This is a genomic window from Arthrobacter sp. AZCC_0090 (assembly GCF_014207375.1).
Lineage (GTDB): Bacteria > Actinomycetota > Actinomycetes > Actinomycetales > Micrococcaceae > Arthrobacter.
Map to the genome: position 1 here is coordinate 349,943 of NZ_JACHEE010000004.1, position 16,529 is coordinate 366,471.

General features: G+C 62.5%; 16 protein-coding genes. 4 read left to right on the top strand and 12 right to left on the bottom strand.

Annotated features, from left to right (window positions below):
* Positions 1-28: 28 nt before the first annotated feature.
* Positions 29-652, top strand: a complete 624-nt coding sequence (locus HNP00_RS08960; RefSeq protein ID WP_184738062.1) for a PepSY domain-containing protein — start codon at positions 29-31, stop codon at positions 650-652.
* Positions 653-1,398: 746 nt separating this feature from the next.
* Here the strand turns inward: HNP00_RS08960 and HNP00_RS08965 are convergent.
* The 5 genes from HNP00_RS08965 to HNP00_RS08985 all read right to left on the bottom strand — a co-directional run bounded on the left by HNP00_RS08965 (position 1,399) and on the right by HNP00_RS08985 (position 8,034).
* Complete coding sequence (locus HNP00_RS08965; protein ID WP_184738065.1) at positions 1,399-3,027, bottom strand: glycoside hydrolase family 66 protein; 1,629 nt, start codon at positions 3,025-3,027, stop codon at positions 1,399-1,401.
* A 33-nt stretch (positions 3,028-3,060) separates the two neighbouring features.
* Positions 3,061-3,957, bottom strand: a complete 897-nt coding sequence (locus HNP00_RS08970) for a carbohydrate ABC transporter permease (protein WP_184738067.1) — start codon at positions 3,955-3,957, stop codon at positions 3,061-3,063.
* On the bottom strand, positions 3,954-4,820 hold the full coding sequence (locus tag HNP00_RS08975) for a carbohydrate ABC transporter permease (protein ID WP_184738069.1): 867 nt from the start codon (positions 4,818-4,820) through the stop codon (positions 3,954-3,956). Before HNP00_RS08975 ends, HNP00_RS08970 begins: the two co-directional genes overlap by 4 nt.
* 111 nt (positions 4,821-4,931) lie before the next feature.
* Entirely contained in the window at positions 4,932-6,221 is a 1,290-nt protein-coding gene (locus HNP00_RS08980) for an extracellular solute-binding protein (RefSeq protein ID WP_184738071.1), read from the bottom strand.
* Positions 6,222-6,300: 79 nt separating this feature from the next.
* Complete coding sequence (locus HNP00_RS08985) at positions 6,301-8,034, bottom strand: alpha-glucosidase (protein WP_184738073.1); 1,734 nt, start codon at positions 8,032-8,034, stop codon at positions 6,301-6,303.
* A gap of 196 nt (positions 8,035-8,230) precedes the next feature.
* Between HNP00_RS08985 and HNP00_RS08990 the strand changes: the two genes are divergently transcribed.
* The gene (locus tag HNP00_RS08990; protein ID WP_184738075.1) at positions 8,231-9,379 is read left to right on the top strand and encodes an ROK family transcriptional regulator; all 1,149 of its coding nucleotides are present in this window, start codon (positions 8,231-8,233) and stop codon (positions 9,377-9,379) included.
* Between the two features lies 1 nt (position 9,380).
* Here HNP00_RS08990 and HNP00_RS08995 read toward each other — a convergent pair whose 3' ends face one another.
* The 4 genes from HNP00_RS08995 to HNP00_RS09010 are packed head-to-tail and all read right to left on the bottom strand — an operon-like array spanning position 9,381 to position 10,872.
* A complete protein-coding gene (locus HNP00_RS08995) occupies positions 9,381-9,668 on the bottom strand; it encodes a YciI family protein (RefSeq protein ID WP_184738076.1) in 288 nt (95 codons plus the stop codon).
* Complete coding sequence (locus tag HNP00_RS09000) at positions 9,668-10,150, bottom strand: SRPBCC domain-containing protein (protein ID WP_184738078.1); 483 nt, start codon at positions 10,148-10,150, stop codon at positions 9,668-9,670. Before HNP00_RS09000 ends, HNP00_RS08995 begins: the two co-directional genes overlap by 1 nt.
* A 19-nt stretch (positions 10,151-10,169) precedes the next feature.
* Positions 10,170-10,421, bottom strand: a complete 252-nt coding sequence (locus HNP00_RS23775; RefSeq protein ID WP_184738081.1) for an EAL domain-containing protein — start codon at positions 10,419-10,421, stop codon at positions 10,170-10,172.
* Positions 10,354-10,872, bottom strand: coding sequence for an EAL domain-containing protein (locus HNP00_RS09010; protein WP_184738083.1), 519 nt, complete (start codon positions 10,870-10,872; stop codon positions 10,354-10,356). The genes HNP00_RS23775 and HNP00_RS09010 overlap by 68 nt, the downstream gene beginning before the upstream one ends.
* A 198-nt stretch (positions 10,873-11,070) precedes the next feature.
* On the opposite strand from HNP00_RS09010, the gene HNP00_RS09015 reads away from it, so the two are divergent.
* Entirely contained in the window at positions 11,071-11,694 is a 624-nt protein-coding gene (locus tag HNP00_RS09015) for a PadR family transcriptional regulator (RefSeq protein ID WP_184738085.1), read from the top strand.
* A gap of 61 nt (positions 11,695-11,755) precedes the next feature.
* Here HNP00_RS09015 and HNP00_RS09020 read toward each other — a convergent pair whose 3' ends face one another.
* The 3 genes from HNP00_RS09020 to HNP00_RS09030 all read right to left on the bottom strand — a co-directional run bounded on the left by HNP00_RS09020 (position 11,756) and on the right by HNP00_RS09030 (position 15,512).
* Positions 11,756-12,952 (bottom strand): amidohydrolase family protein, encoded by a 1,197-nt coding sequence (locus tag HNP00_RS09020; protein ID WP_184738086.1) that lies wholly within the window; start codon positions 12,950-12,952, stop codon positions 11,756-11,758.
* Positions 12,936-14,396 carry an MFS transporter gene (locus tag HNP00_RS09025; protein WP_184738088.1) on the bottom strand — a complete coding sequence of 487 codons (1,461 nt, stop codon included), beginning with the start codon at positions 14,394-14,396 and terminating at the stop codon, positions 12,936-12,938. The genes HNP00_RS09020 and HNP00_RS09025 overlap by 17 nt, the downstream gene beginning before the upstream one ends.
* A 129-nt stretch (positions 14,397-14,525) precedes the next feature.
* The gene (locus HNP00_RS09030; RefSeq protein WP_184738090.1) at positions 14,526-15,512 is read right to left on the bottom strand and encodes an ornithine cyclodeaminase family protein; all 987 of its coding nucleotides are present in this window, start codon (positions 15,510-15,512) and stop codon (positions 14,526-14,528) included.
* A gap of 161 nt (positions 15,513-15,673) precedes the next feature.
* Between HNP00_RS09030 and HNP00_RS09035 the strand changes: the two genes are divergently transcribed.
* A complete protein-coding gene (locus HNP00_RS09035; protein WP_311770536.1) occupies positions 15,674-16,348 on the top strand; it encodes a GntR family transcriptional regulator in 675 nt (224 codons plus the stop codon).
* Positions 16,349-16,529: the final 181 nt, after the last annotated feature.

Genomic DNA, 16,529 nt, shown 5'->3' on the forward strand with positions numbered 1-16,529 from the left:
CGGAGTTGAAATTCTAAGGAGCACCAACGTGAACAAAGTCCGGAAAATCGCTGCGGGCGTTGCCCTGATGGGCGCCGTCGCAGGCGGCGGCGCTCTCACCGCCATGGCCCTGCCGGCCACCGCCGCAACCACTGACACTTCCACTGCCAGCCCGTCCACACCCGCCTCAAACGGCGGCACGCACGGGAACGAAACAGCTCTGACCGGTGACACCGCAACCAAGGTCAAGGACGCCGTACTGGCCGCCAACTCCGGCGCCACGGTCGAGAACATGACCACCGAAGACGACGGCAGCGCCGCCTACGAAGCCCACATCACCAAGTCGGACGGCACCCACGCCACCGTCAAGCTCGACGCGAGCTTCAAGGTCACCGCAACCGAAACCGGCGGGCCGGGAGGCGGCAAGGGCGGCCACGGCAACCACGGGAACGAGACCGACCTCACCGGTGACACCGCAACCAAGGTCAAGGACGCCGTACTGGCCGCCAACTCCGGCGCCACGGTCGAGAACATGACCACCGAAGACGACGGCAGCGCCGCCTACGAAGCCCACATCACCAAGTCGGACGGCACCCACGCCACCATCAAACTCGATGCAAACTTCAAGATCACAGCAACCGAAACCGGCGGCCCCGGCGGCCCCGGGCACTAACTCCCAACCTAACTACCCACGTGGGCGGATATGGCACCAGCCGCATCCGCCCACGCCCTTGTGCCCCGCGAACCGTGTACTGGCAGGACCTCCCACAGTTCCACCCCCGGAAGTAGCCTGAAACCATGGACAGTCGAAACGATGTGAGTGAGTTCCTGCGCTCCCGCCGGGCCAAGGTGACACCCGATCAAGTTAATCTCATAGTGGGTGCCCGGCCAATCCCGGGTGGACAATGTTCGCGTACACCGCGGAGCCCGGGTCGGCGAGTGACGAACGTCTGAAACTGCTCGCCAGCTGGGCGGCGACCAGCGCAACCGAGCTGGCCGCACCGGCGTCGATCTCCGACTGACCGTTCAGGGCCGCCGTTCGGCCGCGCGCGGTCAGGGTGGGACCGTCAGTCCTAGGAAAAGCAGGGAGCGGCACAGCTGCTGACATCGTCTTCCGGAACGCTTAGCGTCTTTAACAGAACCTTGAACGACGGCGGTTCCGCCTTTGAGTCTTCGGGTTTCTTCCAGCCGCAAAACTGATTTACCAGTTAAGGGCTCCACGCTTAGATGAGAAGAAGATGACCATGGAATTTTCGTTGATGATGGCTTGCGCAGTCATCAGCATTGTGAACAATGACAGCCGCAGTGCCCTGCCGGGAGCACCGGTTGTTCCGGCACGTCCGGCAAGACGCCTGCGGCTGGCACGACTGCGGGGTTGGATCGCGACCGCTCTGCACCGGGCCGCCTGGGCGGTTGAGCCTAAGGCGCCGGCGTTCGTGGAGCCCTAGCAGGTTCCTCCGTCACGTAGACGAGCTGCCACAGATGTGGCGGAGGAAGGATCGCCGTCGCGTAGTCCCCGTCGAGCTCCACGGGAACCTCGACGAGCTTAGCCTGCTGGTCCGGATCCGCATACCGAATGCGCGGTACCGTACCCCGGGTCCTCCGGATCCGCAGGCGCCCCTCACCCGGTGATTGCGGCACTGCACGCGGCTCATCCCACTCGGTGTCTGTTTGGCCCAGCAAGTTGATCAGATGAATGGCGAAGCCGCCGGGCACGCTGGTGACTCGACGCCAGACGGTCCCTGGCTCAGGACGGTCCGATACCACCGCGTTTTGGTAGGAAATGTCCAGATCGTCGTTGTACATACCCGCATAGGAGCCCGTAACATCGCAGATCCTGGGATCCAGGGTCAGCTCGTCATGTTCCACCAGGAAGTCGTACCAACGGGCCAGGAACGCCGCTGTGTCCCGGTTGATGGGGTGGTTGCGGACATAGTATGGGTCAACCAACACTCGATCCCCTTCGCCGGCCAGGAGCTGCGTTGCTCCGTGCGAGAACAGCGTGGCCATGGTCAGCGCGGTAGCCCGGTCGGCAGCTTGCTGGTCGGCGGCGTCGTACACATGCTGGTAGGCAGCGATCACCACCGGTTGGTCCCGGCGCGCCGCTTTTGCCCGGTTGACGACGTCGGCCAGGGAACCCAAAGTGGTGTGCGGGGGCCAGACTTCGATGTAGACGGCGTCCTGGGGAGTCGGTGCCGTGCGCCATGTGGGAAAGTCATTGACGTTGTTGAAGACCAAGTGGCTGGCGGGTAGCGCATTCCGGACGCCCTCGATCAACTGGACGAATGAATCTGCGACGTCCACCAGGGCACCGTCCGGAGTGGCTGCGCGTTTCGGATATCCGTATTGATCCAGGTGGAAGCCGTCGAATCCGATGGATGAGGTGGCGTCGGCCAGTTCCTTGGTGAAATGGGCAAGCCACGGTTGGGCTGCGGGGTCCAGGAGGAAGAGAAAGTCGCCCAACGCATAGGTTTCGCCGCTCGGCGTGAGCATGGCGTGTTGCTCCCAGTTGTGCCATTCCCCGGGACCGGCCGCGTACACGGCGGCGTAACCGAGTGCCCGGGATCCCGCCGCTTGGACAGTCCTCACAAGTTCCTTGACCGTGGCGAGGGAAACAGGCTGGCCGAGGGCGTCCGAATACTCCGGGCCGCCGCCCATCAGATCCGCGTGCCGGTAGGCCCAGTCGTAGAACTGGACGCCGTTCAGGTGCAACCGGCGGACGAGCTCGGCAACTGGCTGCACGTCCTTGTCAGGCCCGTAGCTGGCCACAAACCCGTATCTCAAGCGTGCCCTCGGGTCCGCGGCGACCTCGATGGCAGTTCGGACCGTTTCGCCGCCGGACTTGAGTTCTATGCCGTAGCCGCCCGGTCCCAGACTGTCCAGGGTGAGAGTTCCCGAGGCGCATCCTTCGTGCGTCTGGACCCGCTCGCCAAGGTGCCAAACCGTCAGGACGGCGGTACCGCCGTCGGGAATCCAGAGTTCGACGGCGGCTGGTTCCGCGGGAGAGTAGCTCGCCTTTGTAGGGAGAATGTCGAGGGGTTGAACCATGTGGGAGTCCTAAGTTGTTGTGACGCTTCGCGCCTATTTGACGGCGCCGGTGGTGATTCCGGCGATGAGGTGTTTTTGTCCGGCGACGTAGACGGCGATCACCGGGATGACAGCGAGAGTGGATGCCGCGAAAACGAGGCCCCACGCGGTCGAGTGTTCGCCCTGGAATGCCGCGATGCCGAGGGGAAGCGTGCGCTTGGTGGCGTCGCTGATGACAGTCAGGGCCCATACGTATTCATCCCACGCTCCGAGGAAGGAAAAGACGGCGGCGGTGGCCAGGGCGGGACGGGCAAGGGGGATGTACAGAACCAGGAATTTGCGGAGGATGCCCGCGCCGTCCACCGTCATGGCTTCGTCCAATTCCCTGGGAACTCTTTCGAAAAAGGCCCGCAACAGAAATGTGGTGAAGGCGATCTGCCCGGCCGTGTAGAAGAACACCAGGCCTTCCAGGGAGTCGAGCATGTTCAGGCTTTTCGCCAAGACGAACTGTGGGACGATCACCACAATGCCCGGGATCATCAAACCGGCGAGCAGAAGGGAGAACATGAAGTTCTTGAGTGGAAAGTCGAAACGGGCGAAGGCGAAGGCCGTCATGGACGAAATGACCACTGACGCCACGGTGGTGAGCACTGAAACGTAGGCTGAGTTACCAAAGAATCCGGCGAAATTGTTCTCCGTCCAGGCTTCCTCGTAATTTGCCGAGGTGAGGGTCTGGGGCAGGAAATGCGGAGGATTCGGAAGGGTGGCCGTGTTGGGCTCCAGTGAGGTGGACACCATGATCATGAAGGGCGCAACCATCATCACGGCTCCGCACAAGACGATCGCGACGCGGACTAGTAGCCAGATGTTCAACGGCCGCTTTGGGCGTTCGTTCCTGGACGGATTGTCCGCCTCGCGCGAGCCTTTGGGCTTGAGGGAAATCGCCGTCATCGCAGGGCCTCCTTCTTCTCACCAAAGAATTTGAACTGGGCGAACGACACAACAAAGATGAAGATCGCGAGGATGAAGGACATGGCCGAGCCATAGCCGAAGTCCAGGAACGAGAACGCCTGCTTGTACATATAGGTCAGGGGAACCTCCGTGCTTCCCGCCGGTCCGCCGTTGGTCATGAGAAGGACCGAGGGGAAGACATTGAATGCCCCGATCACTTGCAAGACGAGCACAAACAGTAATGTTCCTCGAATTCCGGGGAGCGTCACGTGGACGAACTTGTGCCAGGCATTGGCGCCGTCCAGCGCGGCCGCCTCATACAACTCCTCCCCCACACCGCCCAACGACGCCAGGAACACCACCAAGCACCATCCGAGGTTCTTCCAGATCCCCAGGAGGGAAATGGCGATCAGTGCCGTCCAGCGTTGTTCAAGCCACGGCACGGCATGGGCGGAAAGAGACAGAAAGTCCGTCATGAACCAGTTGACCGCACCGTTGTCCGTGGTGAAAAGGAACTTGAACAGAAGCGAGACCACTACCCAGCTGGTGACCACTGGGATGTAGAACAGGACCCGGAAGAGGGTACGGCCAGGCATCTTCTTCTGGAGGAGGACCGCGAAGAACAGGCCTAGTGCCACAGTGGCTGGAACGGACATCAACAGGTACACGCCGGCGTTGACCACGCTCGTCCAGAACTGGGGATCGGCCAGGGCCCGAACATAATTGTCCAGTCCGATGAACTTGCTTGCCTGGGTGGGCAGCACAGACCACTTGTAGAACGAAATCTGCAGGGAACGCACCAGCGGATACCCAGTGGTCAGCAGAAACAGGATCAACCCGGGAGCCGCGAATGCCCACGGCACCCACCAATGGGAAGGCGTGCGGCTCGCCCCCCCACGGCCCGGTTTGCGAGGCCGGGCCGCGGAGGGGGTCGAAACTGTTTGTTTCCGGAGAACACCTTGTGACGTCATGTATCAGCCTTGCGCCAAGAGCGGATCGATCTGTGCCACGGCCGCATCCATTGCCTCCTGGGCGGACAGTTTGCCCTGAAGCGCAAGCTGGGTCTGCTTGGTGAAGATGTCATCCACCTTTGCCCACTGTGGCGTGGCGGGCCGTGGCTTGGCGGTCTTGAGCTGCTCCAGGAAGGCACCGTAGTAAGGCTGGATGGATGCCATCGATTCAGCCATGTCCTTCTCCGCGGACAGCTGGCCCACCTGGCCCATCGACTTCTGGGCATCCGGAGACAGCATGTAGCGGATGAACTCGGCCGCGAGCTCCTTGTTTTTGGACTGCTGCGTCATGACGATGTCTTCGCCGCCCACCACGCTGACGCTGCCGCCATCGCCGCTGAACATCGGTGACGTTTTTGGCTGGAAATTCGGGTAGGACGTGGCCATGTTGGGGAAGGTCCACGGACCGTCCACAATGGTCGGGTACATACCCTTCGGCAAGCCGTCGCCCGTTGGCGTTCCGCCGCTGCCCCCGAGAATGACTCCAGGAATGGCCTTCTTGTTGTAGAGATCAACGATCATCTGTAGGGCAGCAACGGATTTTGGCCCGTTGAGGTAGCCTGAGGACTTCTTCACGTCGGGATCGGTCATGTCGCCCCCGTTGGACCAGATATAGGGCAGCATCTGCCATGCTCCGGAGCCGCCTTCAGCGAGGATGTACTTGCCTCCCACCTTGTCCGCAGCTGCCTTCAGTTCGTCCAGCGTTTTCGGAACGGAGGCGATGCCGTTGGCCTTCAGCGCCTCATCGTTGTAGATGACCACCTTGGTGTTGGTGTCCAAGGGAAGACCCCACAGCTTGCCGTTGTACTTGTTCGTTGCGAGCGGACCGGGGAACATCTTGTCGGCCCAGGACTGGAAGTCCGGCATGGCCTCGCTCAGCGGGGTCAGCACGCCGATCTTGGCCAGCTCAGGGACGGTGACAATGTCAGCGCGGATGACATCCGGCAGGCTGGTACCTGCAGCCGCCGTGACGAGTTTCTGGTGCATGTCCTTGTCGGGGATCTGCACAGCCTTGACTTTGACGCCAGGGTGGAGCTTCTCGAAGTTCGGGATGATGGTCTTCTCCAAGGCCTTGATCTCACCGCCGCCCGCACTGTAGGCGTGCCAGAAGGTGATTTCTCCGGACACAGCGGCCCCCGTTGACAGGGTGGACACCGCGGCGGGCTGCGCACCACCGCCGCCGGTGTCACAAGCCGTGAGGCCGGCGGCCGCCAAAAGGGCTAATGAGGAGAGCGTGAAGAGTTTTTTCATCATGGCTGGACCTTTCGCATTTTCGGGCAGCGAGTACCCGCAGGGTTGTGATGACGGATTGGGGAGGGGTTCGGGGGGCAATTCACGCGCTGCGGCGGAAGACTTTGAGTTCCCAAGGGCGAAGGCGCAGCGACTTCTCCACCGGATAGTTGGCCAGTACCTGTTCTGCGGCGGCCCACGAATCATCGCCGACGTCGGCCAAGCGCTCTGTGGATGAGAAATTGCCAATGATCAGCAACTCTGTGCCATGGAGCGAGCGGCTGAAGGCATATACGTGTTCGTCCTCGGGTAACAGCATGGTGAAGTCGCCGTGGGAAACCACGGGATCGCGGTGGCGCAGTGCGATGACTTCGCGGTAGAAGTTGAAGACAGAGTCAGGGTCCTCAATCTGGGCGGCAGCGTTGATGGAACGAGCGTTCGGGTTGACCGCGATCCACGGGGCTCGGGTGGTGAAGCCTGCGTTCCGGGTCCCGTCCCATTGAACGGGAGTCCGTGCGTTGTCCCGGTTCAAGGGCGCCAGGGCCGCAAGTACTTCGGCATCGGTATGGCCCAGATGCGTGGTGGCCTCGCGATGGTGGTTGAGGACTTCGATGTCCCGGTAATCGCTGATCGCGCCGAAGGACATATTCGTCATGCCCAACTCCTCTCCTTGATACACGTAAGGAGTGCCTCGGTGCAGGTGCAGAATACCGGCCAGCATCTTGGCCGACACCTCCCGGTATTCGCCGTCGTTCCCGAAGCGGGACACGGCCCGGGCCTGATCGTGGTTTCCCCAGTACAGGCTGTTCCAGCCGTGGGCCGCCAGCCCTTCCTGCCAGCGGGCCAGCGACTTCTTCAGTTCCGTGAGCAGCAACTTCTTTGGCCGCCATTTGTTGCCCTCTTCCTGATCGAGGGCGACGTGCTCGAATTGGAACACCATGTCCACTTCTTGCCTTGCGGGATCAGTGAAAAGAGCCGCGTCCTCTACCGTGACTCCAGGCATCTCACCGACGGTGAGGAGCTGCCTGTCCCGCCCCGCGAACACCCTTTGGTGCATCTCCTGCAGGAATTCGTGAATCCTGGGCCCGCAGATGAAGTGTGCACCGCCGTCGCCGTAGAGCTTGTCGTCGGACGTGGGTCCGTCAGGTAGCTGCTGATCCTTCGAGATGAAGTTGATGACATCCATCCGGAAACCGTCCACGCCCCGGTCGAGCCACCAATTCATCATGCTGTAGATGGCCGCCCGCACTTCCGGGTTTTCCCAGTTGAGGTCGGGTTGCTTCTTTGAGAACAGGTGGAGGTAATACTGGCCTGTGGTCTGCTCGTATTCCCATGCCGGCCCTGAGAAGGCGGATCCCCAATTGTTCGGTTCGGCCCCCGGGGAACCAGGCTCCGCACCGTCCCTCGGAGAACGCCACCAGTACCAATCCCGCTTCGGGTTCTCCAAGCTGGAGCGCGATTCCGCAAACCATGGGTGTTCATCGGAAGTGTGGTTGACGACCAAATCCATGACGAGTTTCATCTCGCGGGCATGCAGGCCGGCGATCAGTTCGTCGAGAGTCTCCAGGTCTCCAAAGATCGGATCGATGTCTTGATAGTCGCTGATGTCGTAGCCATTGTCGTCTTGCGGCGAGCGGTACACAGGCGACAACCACAGAACGTCCACGCCCAGCTTGTTCAGGTAATCGAGCCGGCCGATAATGCCGCGAAGGTCTCCCACGCCGTCGCCGTTCGAGTCGGCAAAGCTGCGAGGATAGATCTGGTACACCACCGCGCTCTTGAACCAGTCATGGCCTGTGTTCGTGGGAGGGTCGGCGTGGGTTTCTTGAATCGTCATTGATGAGTTCCCTTGCTGGGCGACTATGCCGTAAGTGAAGTATTGAAAGTTTTGCGGTAGAAGTCTCAACTGTCAATAGCTCATAGAAATGTGATGTAGGCCATCAATTTGCTCAAGATTCCCTCAAGTTAACTTTTGATACAAAAATCAGAGATCCTGCGATAGTCTTTCACAAGCCCATCGATGAGGAGGCGACATGGACTCGCAGCCAACCCCTGCCCACCCCACGTGGCTGGGTGCGCCAAGCTCCGCCCGGGACGTTCTGTACCAACTGCTCGTAGACGGGCCGCTGTCCAGGAGTGCACTGGCCGAAAAGCTGGGCCTGTCTGCCGGAAGCCTCACGCGGGTCACCAAACCCTTGCTGACTTCAGGCGAAATCATTGAGACGGACTCACGGCACGTCGGCCCCACCGGGCGCCCCACTCAACCGCTGGAAATCGTTGCGGGCCGTCACTACTTCGTCGGTGTGAAGCTCACTGGAACGCATGCGTCCGCTGCGCTGGTCAATTTGCGCACTGACGTGATCGCCACGGCAGAAGCACCGATCGGCTCGCTGCAGCCCCAAGCCGTTGCCGATCTCGTGGCGGACCTGGTCCGCAGAGTTGAGAAATCAGCTCCCCAACCTGTTGCCGCGGTTGGAGTGTGCCTCGGCGGCCAGGTCACGGACGGCGGGAAAATCAGTTGGGCACCTTTCCTCAAGTGGGAAGACGTTCCGTTCGGTGACCTGCTGAAACAGCGGCTGGGTTTGCCTGTCAGCATCATCAACGACCTCAGCGCCTTGACCTTGATGGAACATTGGCTGGGCTCCGGCCGCGGCATTGCGAATCTCGTGGTTCTCACCATGGGCGCGGGCGTCGGCTACGGTCTGGTCATCAACCACCAGATGATCACCGATGCCAACTCCGGCTTGGGCACTGCCGGCCATATTCCCCTGGATCCATTTGGGCCGCCGTGCGATCTGGGCCACCGGGGTTGCGCCAATGTCATGCTGAGCCAACCCAGCCTCGAGTCAAGGGCTCTGGCTTCCATGGGTAGGCCCGTGCCATACGCGGAACTGCTCGAACTCTCGGCCCACGGAGGGGTCGCCAAAACACTCGTCGACGAAGCTGGATTCGCCTTGGGCCGTCTGCTCACCATCGCTTCTGCCCTGGTCATGCCAGAATTGATCATCCTCAGCGGGGAAGGCGTCGGCCTAGCAGCGGCAGCCCGGGAAGCCATTGACGCCGGCCGGAGGCACGATCGCGAAGCCCATGCCCGCGAAGTACCCATTGTCGTCATCGACGTTGACGACACTCACTGGGCCCGTGGCGCAGCGATCGGCGCGATGCAGCAACCGGCGCCCTAGGTCAGGCGGCATCCTGCGGACCAAAGGTTACGGCGTTCCATTCCCGGATCTCGCCGGGAACTGCCAGTCCTTCCAGTACGAAGGGATCCCCCGCGATGAACTGCTCCGCCCTCTCCCTGCTGGTGAAGATACCCATCGAACCGTTCACGGCGGGATTGTCGAAGGTCCCGATGCCGATCAGGCCGCCCTCCGCGGCGAAGGCCTGAAAGTATGCTGCGTGACGGGGATAAACGGCTTGGAGTTCGGCAAGGGCCGACGGTTCCGAGCTGTAGAAAACGACGAATTGCATTACTTGCCTTCGGGTTCAGCGCTATCGGGTTCAGCGCTGCCCAGTTCAGCCAGGGTCTGAGCGAGCCGCGGGAGCACCTGGTTTCGCCATCCGCCACTCATGATGCGGTGCGATGCGACGTGGGTTGGTTCGTTGGGATCGAACCCGTCGTGGACAAGCGACAGCCGGGTGCCGGCGCCTTCCGGGGAGACTGACCACGTCACGGTGCTGTTGAGGCTGTTGCCGGAGTTCGCGTCCCGCCACGAAATACGCAGCCGCTTCCCGGCGTCCACTTCAAGGACTTCGCTGGCCACCAGGCCGCTAAAACCGACGGCCGGGACGGGAATGCCGCGCATCTTGAATTGGTGCCCGACGATCGCTTGGAAGTCGTTCTCCATCAACCAGCGGGCAAGCAACTCGGGCTCCGTCAGTGCCCGCCAGACCTTCGCCGGCGGATACGGCAAGAACTCTTGGACCTCGATTGTTGTAAGTTGTTCGTTCATTAGCTGTCCTCCATATCCTTCAGTGTCGTCCAATTTCCTCGGGAGGCATCGGCCGCGAGATCAAATAGCCTTGGGCTGTGTCATAGCCGAGATCGTGCGAGATATCCGACTGCTCCTGCCGTTCCACTCCTTCGGCCGTGACCCGGACCCCCATGGCGTTGAGGGTTTGGATCAGCCCTTGGACAATAGTCGCAGTGTGCGGCTCAATATCGATGTCCCTGATGAACGCTTTGTCGATTTTTAGCGTGGTCAGCGGCAGGACCCGGAGCATTGCCAGCGACGAATAGGCGCTTCCGTAGTCGTCCAAGGGCAATACCAAGGCCCATGTCGATCAGTTCCTGCAACTGCGATGCCGCGGAGGGGACGTCCACTATCTCTGTGCCTTCTGTGATCTCAACCTCCAACATCCGGGCAGGGACACCGTGGCGGTTCATGGCGGCCCGAATGTCGGATGGATGGGTTCCGGCGGCGAACTGGACTGGAGAGACGTTCACCGCGATCTTCCGGGGTGTCCCGGCGTCGATCCAGGAGCGGGACTGGGCGCAGGCCTGGTCCAGGACCCATGCCCCGATCCTGTGAATCTCGCCCGTGTGTTCAGCGACGGGGATGAATTCATCGGGGGCCACCGGACCGATTTCCCGATCGTCCCAGCGCAGGAGCGCTTCGACGCCGGCGCCCTCTCCCATCGCCAGGTCCAAAACAGGTTGGTACTGGAGAGTCATGGCGGAGGCGCACCAATGAGCCGAGCGGTCCGACGCTGCGCGCCAGGCGTCAGAACACACGTCCTTCTTCTTATCACCCAGACGTGAACCCCTCGTTCCACCCTTGCTTAACGACACTCACCGATATATCGTTAACTATCGCAGAACACACTGTGGGCCCATCAGGGCAACACACAACACTGGAAGGACGATGCCGTTATGAAAGGCATTCACGACAACAAACTCACAGACTGCGGTCCGGATATGGAACGCTTCGGACGCGGCCGGAGCCGTCGCGGACCCCACGGACACGGCGGATTCGGGCCGGGCCGCGGTTTTGGGCCGGGCCGCGGTTTCGGACCGGGGTTCGGGCCGGGCTTTGGACCAGGTTTTGGTCCCGGTGGTCCCCGTCGCGCAAACAAGGGTGATGTTCGCTTCGCGATCCTCTCCTTGCTCGCCGAATCACCATCCAACGGATACGGGTTGATCAAGACGATCGCCGAGAAGACGTCCGGATCCTGGCGCCCCAGCCCGGGTTCCGTCTATCCGACGCTGCAGCAACTCGTTGACGAAGAGCTCATTACACCCGTCGGCGAAGGCCGCCGCACTGAGTTCACTCTCACCGACGCCGGGAAGGCCTACGTAGCCGAGCACGCCGAGGACCTGGAAAATGCGTGGAACATCGATCAAGAAGGATCGGGGCCCGCCTTTCACCAGAGCGTGGCAAAGCTCATGGGGGTTATCCACCAATTCCGCTTCGCCGCAACCGAGGAACAGCGCACCGCAGCGATTGAAAAGATCGACGAAACACGGCGCGCGCTCTACCACATCCTCGCGGATTAGTACCGACCCTTTCCGAGGTGGGGCTCCTCCCTCACTCGTCGCTAGCCGCCGCTGCCATGGTCTACCCAGGGCGCACGGGGTCGCCATCGGCGAGAATGAGCCGAAGGGAGCGTCCGTCGGCAAGGATCCCGATGTCCGCAAGCGGATCTCCCTCGACGACGACCAGGTCGGCGTACGCACCTTCGGCCACGATGCCGGCGCGGCCCACTTCCCCAACGATCTCTGCCCCGACCAGGGTAGCCGAGCGGAGAACATCGAGAGGCTCCTGCACTCGCGTGCGCAATCGGAATTCCTCGAGCTGGAACCGTAGCCCCTCACCGTGGAGATCCGTTCCGTATCCGATTCGAACCCCTGCGGCCGAAGCCTTCGCGAGGGATTCGAGGCCGCGCTCGAAGATGTCCTCCACTGCCGCCCTCTTGGAGGCGGCGAGGCCATGGCCTGCCGCCCCGGAGATGATCGCCCAGTACGTGACGAGCGTCGGGACGTAAAACGCGTCCCGCTCAAGGAACAGCGCGGTGCACTCGTCGTCGAGGAGGTTGCCGTGCTCGATCGTGCGTACACCGAGACGCAACGCCCGCGAGACTGCCTCGGCCGTGTATACGTGCGCGGCTATGTACCGGTGCGCGAGGCGGGCCTCGTCGACGGCGGCAAGGACCTCCGCGTCTGAGAAGCCGAGGGCTTCAAGGCGCATCTTGGACACGACTCCGCCCGAGAGAGTGAGCTTCGCGTGGTCGGCACCATCACGGAACTCCGCCCGGAGGGCCCTGCGAAGTTCCACTTCACCGTCGCAGACTTTCGTGAGGACGTGCCCACCGGTGGGGGCGAAGATCGGGCCACCGGCCTTGAGCCGAGGGCCTGTCACGAGCCGCTCGTCGACGGCACGGGACAAGCCCGTGTCCGCTCCTCCCATGTCCCGGACCAGGGTGAAGCCGCGAAGGAGCATTTCGTGCATCACCCAGGACGTGCGGGCCGCGTGGTACTGCGGAGACCAGGACAGGATTTCGTTGAAGTCCCCGGACGCTTGGGTGACGTGGGCGTGCGCATCGATGAGGCCTGGGAGGACCGTCTGGCCTTCCACGTCAATTTCGACTGCATCAGCCACTGTGCGGGTCGAGTCTGAGATCTCGGCGACAACGCCGTCCCGCGCAACAATGGTCCGCGGGGCGCTAAGCTCCCCACTCGCGACGTCCAGGATCTGCGCCCGCCGCAGGACGACGGCGGTGGGGCGGGAACGCCCGGGGTCAGCGCGAACTGCCACGGCCGCTTTCCTCTCCGGTTCGCACCGCGCCGGGCATACCTGCGATGGTGGCCGGGCTGCCGCCGTCGGGCGCTGCGCCCTCCGTTTCACCGGCAGAATCGGCGTCGATCTCTTCGAGGGAACGGCCGCTCGTCGAAACCCCGAAGACGAGAACAACAAGCGCGGCACCGCCCAGGACAGCCATGATCATCGTGAACACGCCCCCGAAGCCCAGTACCGGGAAGGCCGCCCCGACCAGGATCGGGGCAGTGATGCCGCCGATCCGCCCGAACGCGGAGGCACTCCCCATGCCCGTTGCCCGCAGCTTGGTCCCGTAAACCTCGGGCGTGTAGGCGTAGAGGCCGGCATAGCAGCCGTTCATGAAGAACGAGAGGAGCGAGCCTGTGAGGAGGACAGCGCCCTCGCTCGAGGTCTGGGAGAGAAGGAAGGCCGCGCCCGCGCCACCAACCAGGTAGAGCGCGATTGTGACGCGTCGGCTGAGCCGCTCGTTGAGGAACGCCGCGCTGTAGTAGCCCGGGATCTGCGCGACGGTGATGATGAGGGAGTAGGTGAAGCTGCCGGTGATCGTCATTCCCTTGGCCACCAGGAGCGAGGGAATCCAGACAAAGAAGCCATAGAAGGAAAAGGTAACGGCAAGCCAGAGCAGCCAGATCACCGCGGTACGGCGGGCGTTCCCGTGCCGCCATAGATCAGCGTGCTGGAACAGGGGCGGGGCTTTCGGTGCCGCGATTCGGGTAGCGGCCTTAAGCCCGCTCCATGCGCGGACGAGGCGCCCTTCCTCGAGGCCGCGCACCACGTCTTCCGCTTCAGCTTCCCGGCCGCGGGTCAGCAGCCACCGCGGGGACTCGGGCAGCACCCGCCGCCACCAGAGCAGCATCACGACGGGCGCGGCCGTGATGAGCTGACCGATCCGCCAGCCCTCCGGGAGCCCCGCGACCACCGTGGTGCCGATCAGGGCGGCACTCACGTAGCCAAGTGCGAAAAACCCAGCCACGGCGCCAACGAAGAAGCCGCGGCGGTATTTGGGAATGAACTCCGCAATAAACGTCGGGATGATGGCTGATTCTGCGCCGATGCCGATGCCGGCGATGACCCGCAGAATGAAGAAGATCTCCCAGTTCGGTGAGAAGGCTGCAAAAATTGTCGCCGCCGCGTAGAGCGCGAGAGCGTACATCATGACCTGTCGGCGGCCGATTCGGTCACCGAGCACTCCTGCGGCGATCGAGCCGATAAAGATGCCGATGAGGAGTGAACTTCCGATCAGTCCGGCCTGGACTCCATCCATGTGCCAGAGCGGTTTGATGATCGGCATGACGTAGGAGACCAGTGAACCGTCCATGCCGTCAAAGAGAAGCCCGAGGCCTCCGATAAAAGCGAGCTGGACGTGAGGCCTGCCGACCCGCATGCCGTCCATCCGCTCGGGGAGTGATCGCGTAGATGCCATCACTATGCCTTTCTGTAAGAGGAAGTGGTTCTTGAGGAGGTTTGGTATACACCATTCCACTTAACGTGAGTAATGTCACCATATTTTGGAGATTTTCCTCATTTTGGCATGCCAAATGTCTTTTGGGACTCAGGCGGAGAGATCAACCCGCACGCCAAGGCCACGCTCAAGCGCCGCGTCGTAGAGGAGCCTCCCGATAGCCAGATCCAGCAGCCCTATGCCCACGGAGTTGAAGACGGTCACTTGGCTCGGATCCTCCCTCCCCGCGATCGAGCCGATGATCACCTGGCCAAGCTCTCCCGCGACGTCGACGGCGGACAGCGCTCCCTCTCCCATCGCCAGGAGCAGGTCCCCAGACTTGGCCAGCGCTGTATCCAGGTTGTCCACGACGACTCGCGATCGCGACATCGCTTCGGCGTCGAGCTCTCGATGATCGGGCCGGGGACGCGCTCCAACCGCATTGATGTGCTGTCCGCCCCGGAACCAACGACCGAGGACAACCGGCGACTCCGAGGGGGTGAGGGTGCAGACAACATCGCTCGCACCCATGACGTCGCGCACGGTCGCCGCCCGGACCACCTCGATGCCGTAGTGTTCCACCTCCCGGCGGAACGCATCCACGGTCCCGGCGGTACGCGACCACACGACAACCGTGTCGATGGGGAGAACGGACCTCATCGCTTCGACGTGCGCCACCGCGAGGGCGCCGGCCCCGACGAGGCCGAGGATGCTACTCTCGGGCCGTGCGAGGTGCCGCGAAGCGACCGCCGTCATGGCCGCCGTGCGAATCCGCGTTGGCACGCGGCCGTCGAGCAGCGCGAGGGTCTCCCCCGTTGCCCGGTCGGCCAGGACGATCGATGAGCGCTGGCTGGGGAGGCCTGCCTTCCCGTTATCCGGAATGTCACTGAGCAGCTTCGACGCGACCAAGCCTTGCGGGGCCGATGCGGCCGCCATGACCAGATACCGCGCGTCAGTATCGGGAAGTTGCATGGAAAGCGGGCCAGGCTGGGCGGCCGAGCCGCGCGCCTGGTCTGCCAGGCTGGCCTCGATTGCGCGAATGGTCGCGCCCATGTCCGCCGAAGCGGCGAGGTCCGAGGCGCTGAGAATGAGGGTCACGGGGACTCCTTCCGAGTATGGTGCTAATCACCATAGACCACTTTTGGTATACCAAACAGTGCTGTATGTGGAATTTGTTGCAATATTTCCGGCTTCGGGAGGATGATTGGCATGCCAAGGGAGTTCTGCTTGCTAAGCAGGCCCGGCCAGAGGGGAATCACGTGACAGCAGAAGCAACGAGCGGGGCAATCACCACGTCACGCACCGGCAACGTGTACGAGTGGATCCGAGAACGGATTGTCGACGGGACATTCCCGCCGGGACAGCGGATCCGCGAGCGGGACGTAGCGCTCGAACTCCAGGTGTCGAGAGTGCCCGTACGCGAGGCACTCCCCCAGCTCGAGAGCGAAGGCTACATCGAAAGCCTGCCCCGGCGCGGCGCCGTCGTGACCCACCTGACGGTCCAGGCCGTCACCGAACTTTTCGACGTCAGGGCGAGCCTCGAAGTCCTCGGCGCTCGGCTCGCAGCCCAGGCGTGCGCGAGCGGCACCGACGCAAGTCGACTCACGGACCTTCTGGGTGCCGCCGAGACCGCCCTCTTGGACAACCATGAGCACCTCATCGCGGACATCAACTCAAGAATCCATGAAGAGATCCTCGAACTCAGCGGCAACCACCTCCTCCGAAGGCTCATGTCGCCAGTGAATGGCCACGTCCGCCGGCTCTTCCACGTCGCCGCAGACCGTGACCAACTCGTGCAGCACCACGAGCACAGCGCCATCGTCCAGGCGATCACCGAGGGGCATTCCGAGCTCGCCGCAGCCCTCGCCTTCGCGCACGTTGAACACAGCCGCAATGAATGCCTGCCCATCGTAGAGAAGAGCCTCGGGGCTTAGGCATGCGCCCTTCAGCCGGCACCCGGGCTGCTGGCGTCGGGCTCCAGCGGCAGCGCAGCCCGGCGCCGCGCAGCTGGTGTCCGGGCTCCAGCGCCAAATGATCAAAGATGATGCAATTGGTCACAAATCAATCATCTTTAACCTATAAGGCCCTTGTAATCCACATCACTTCAGTGCCATA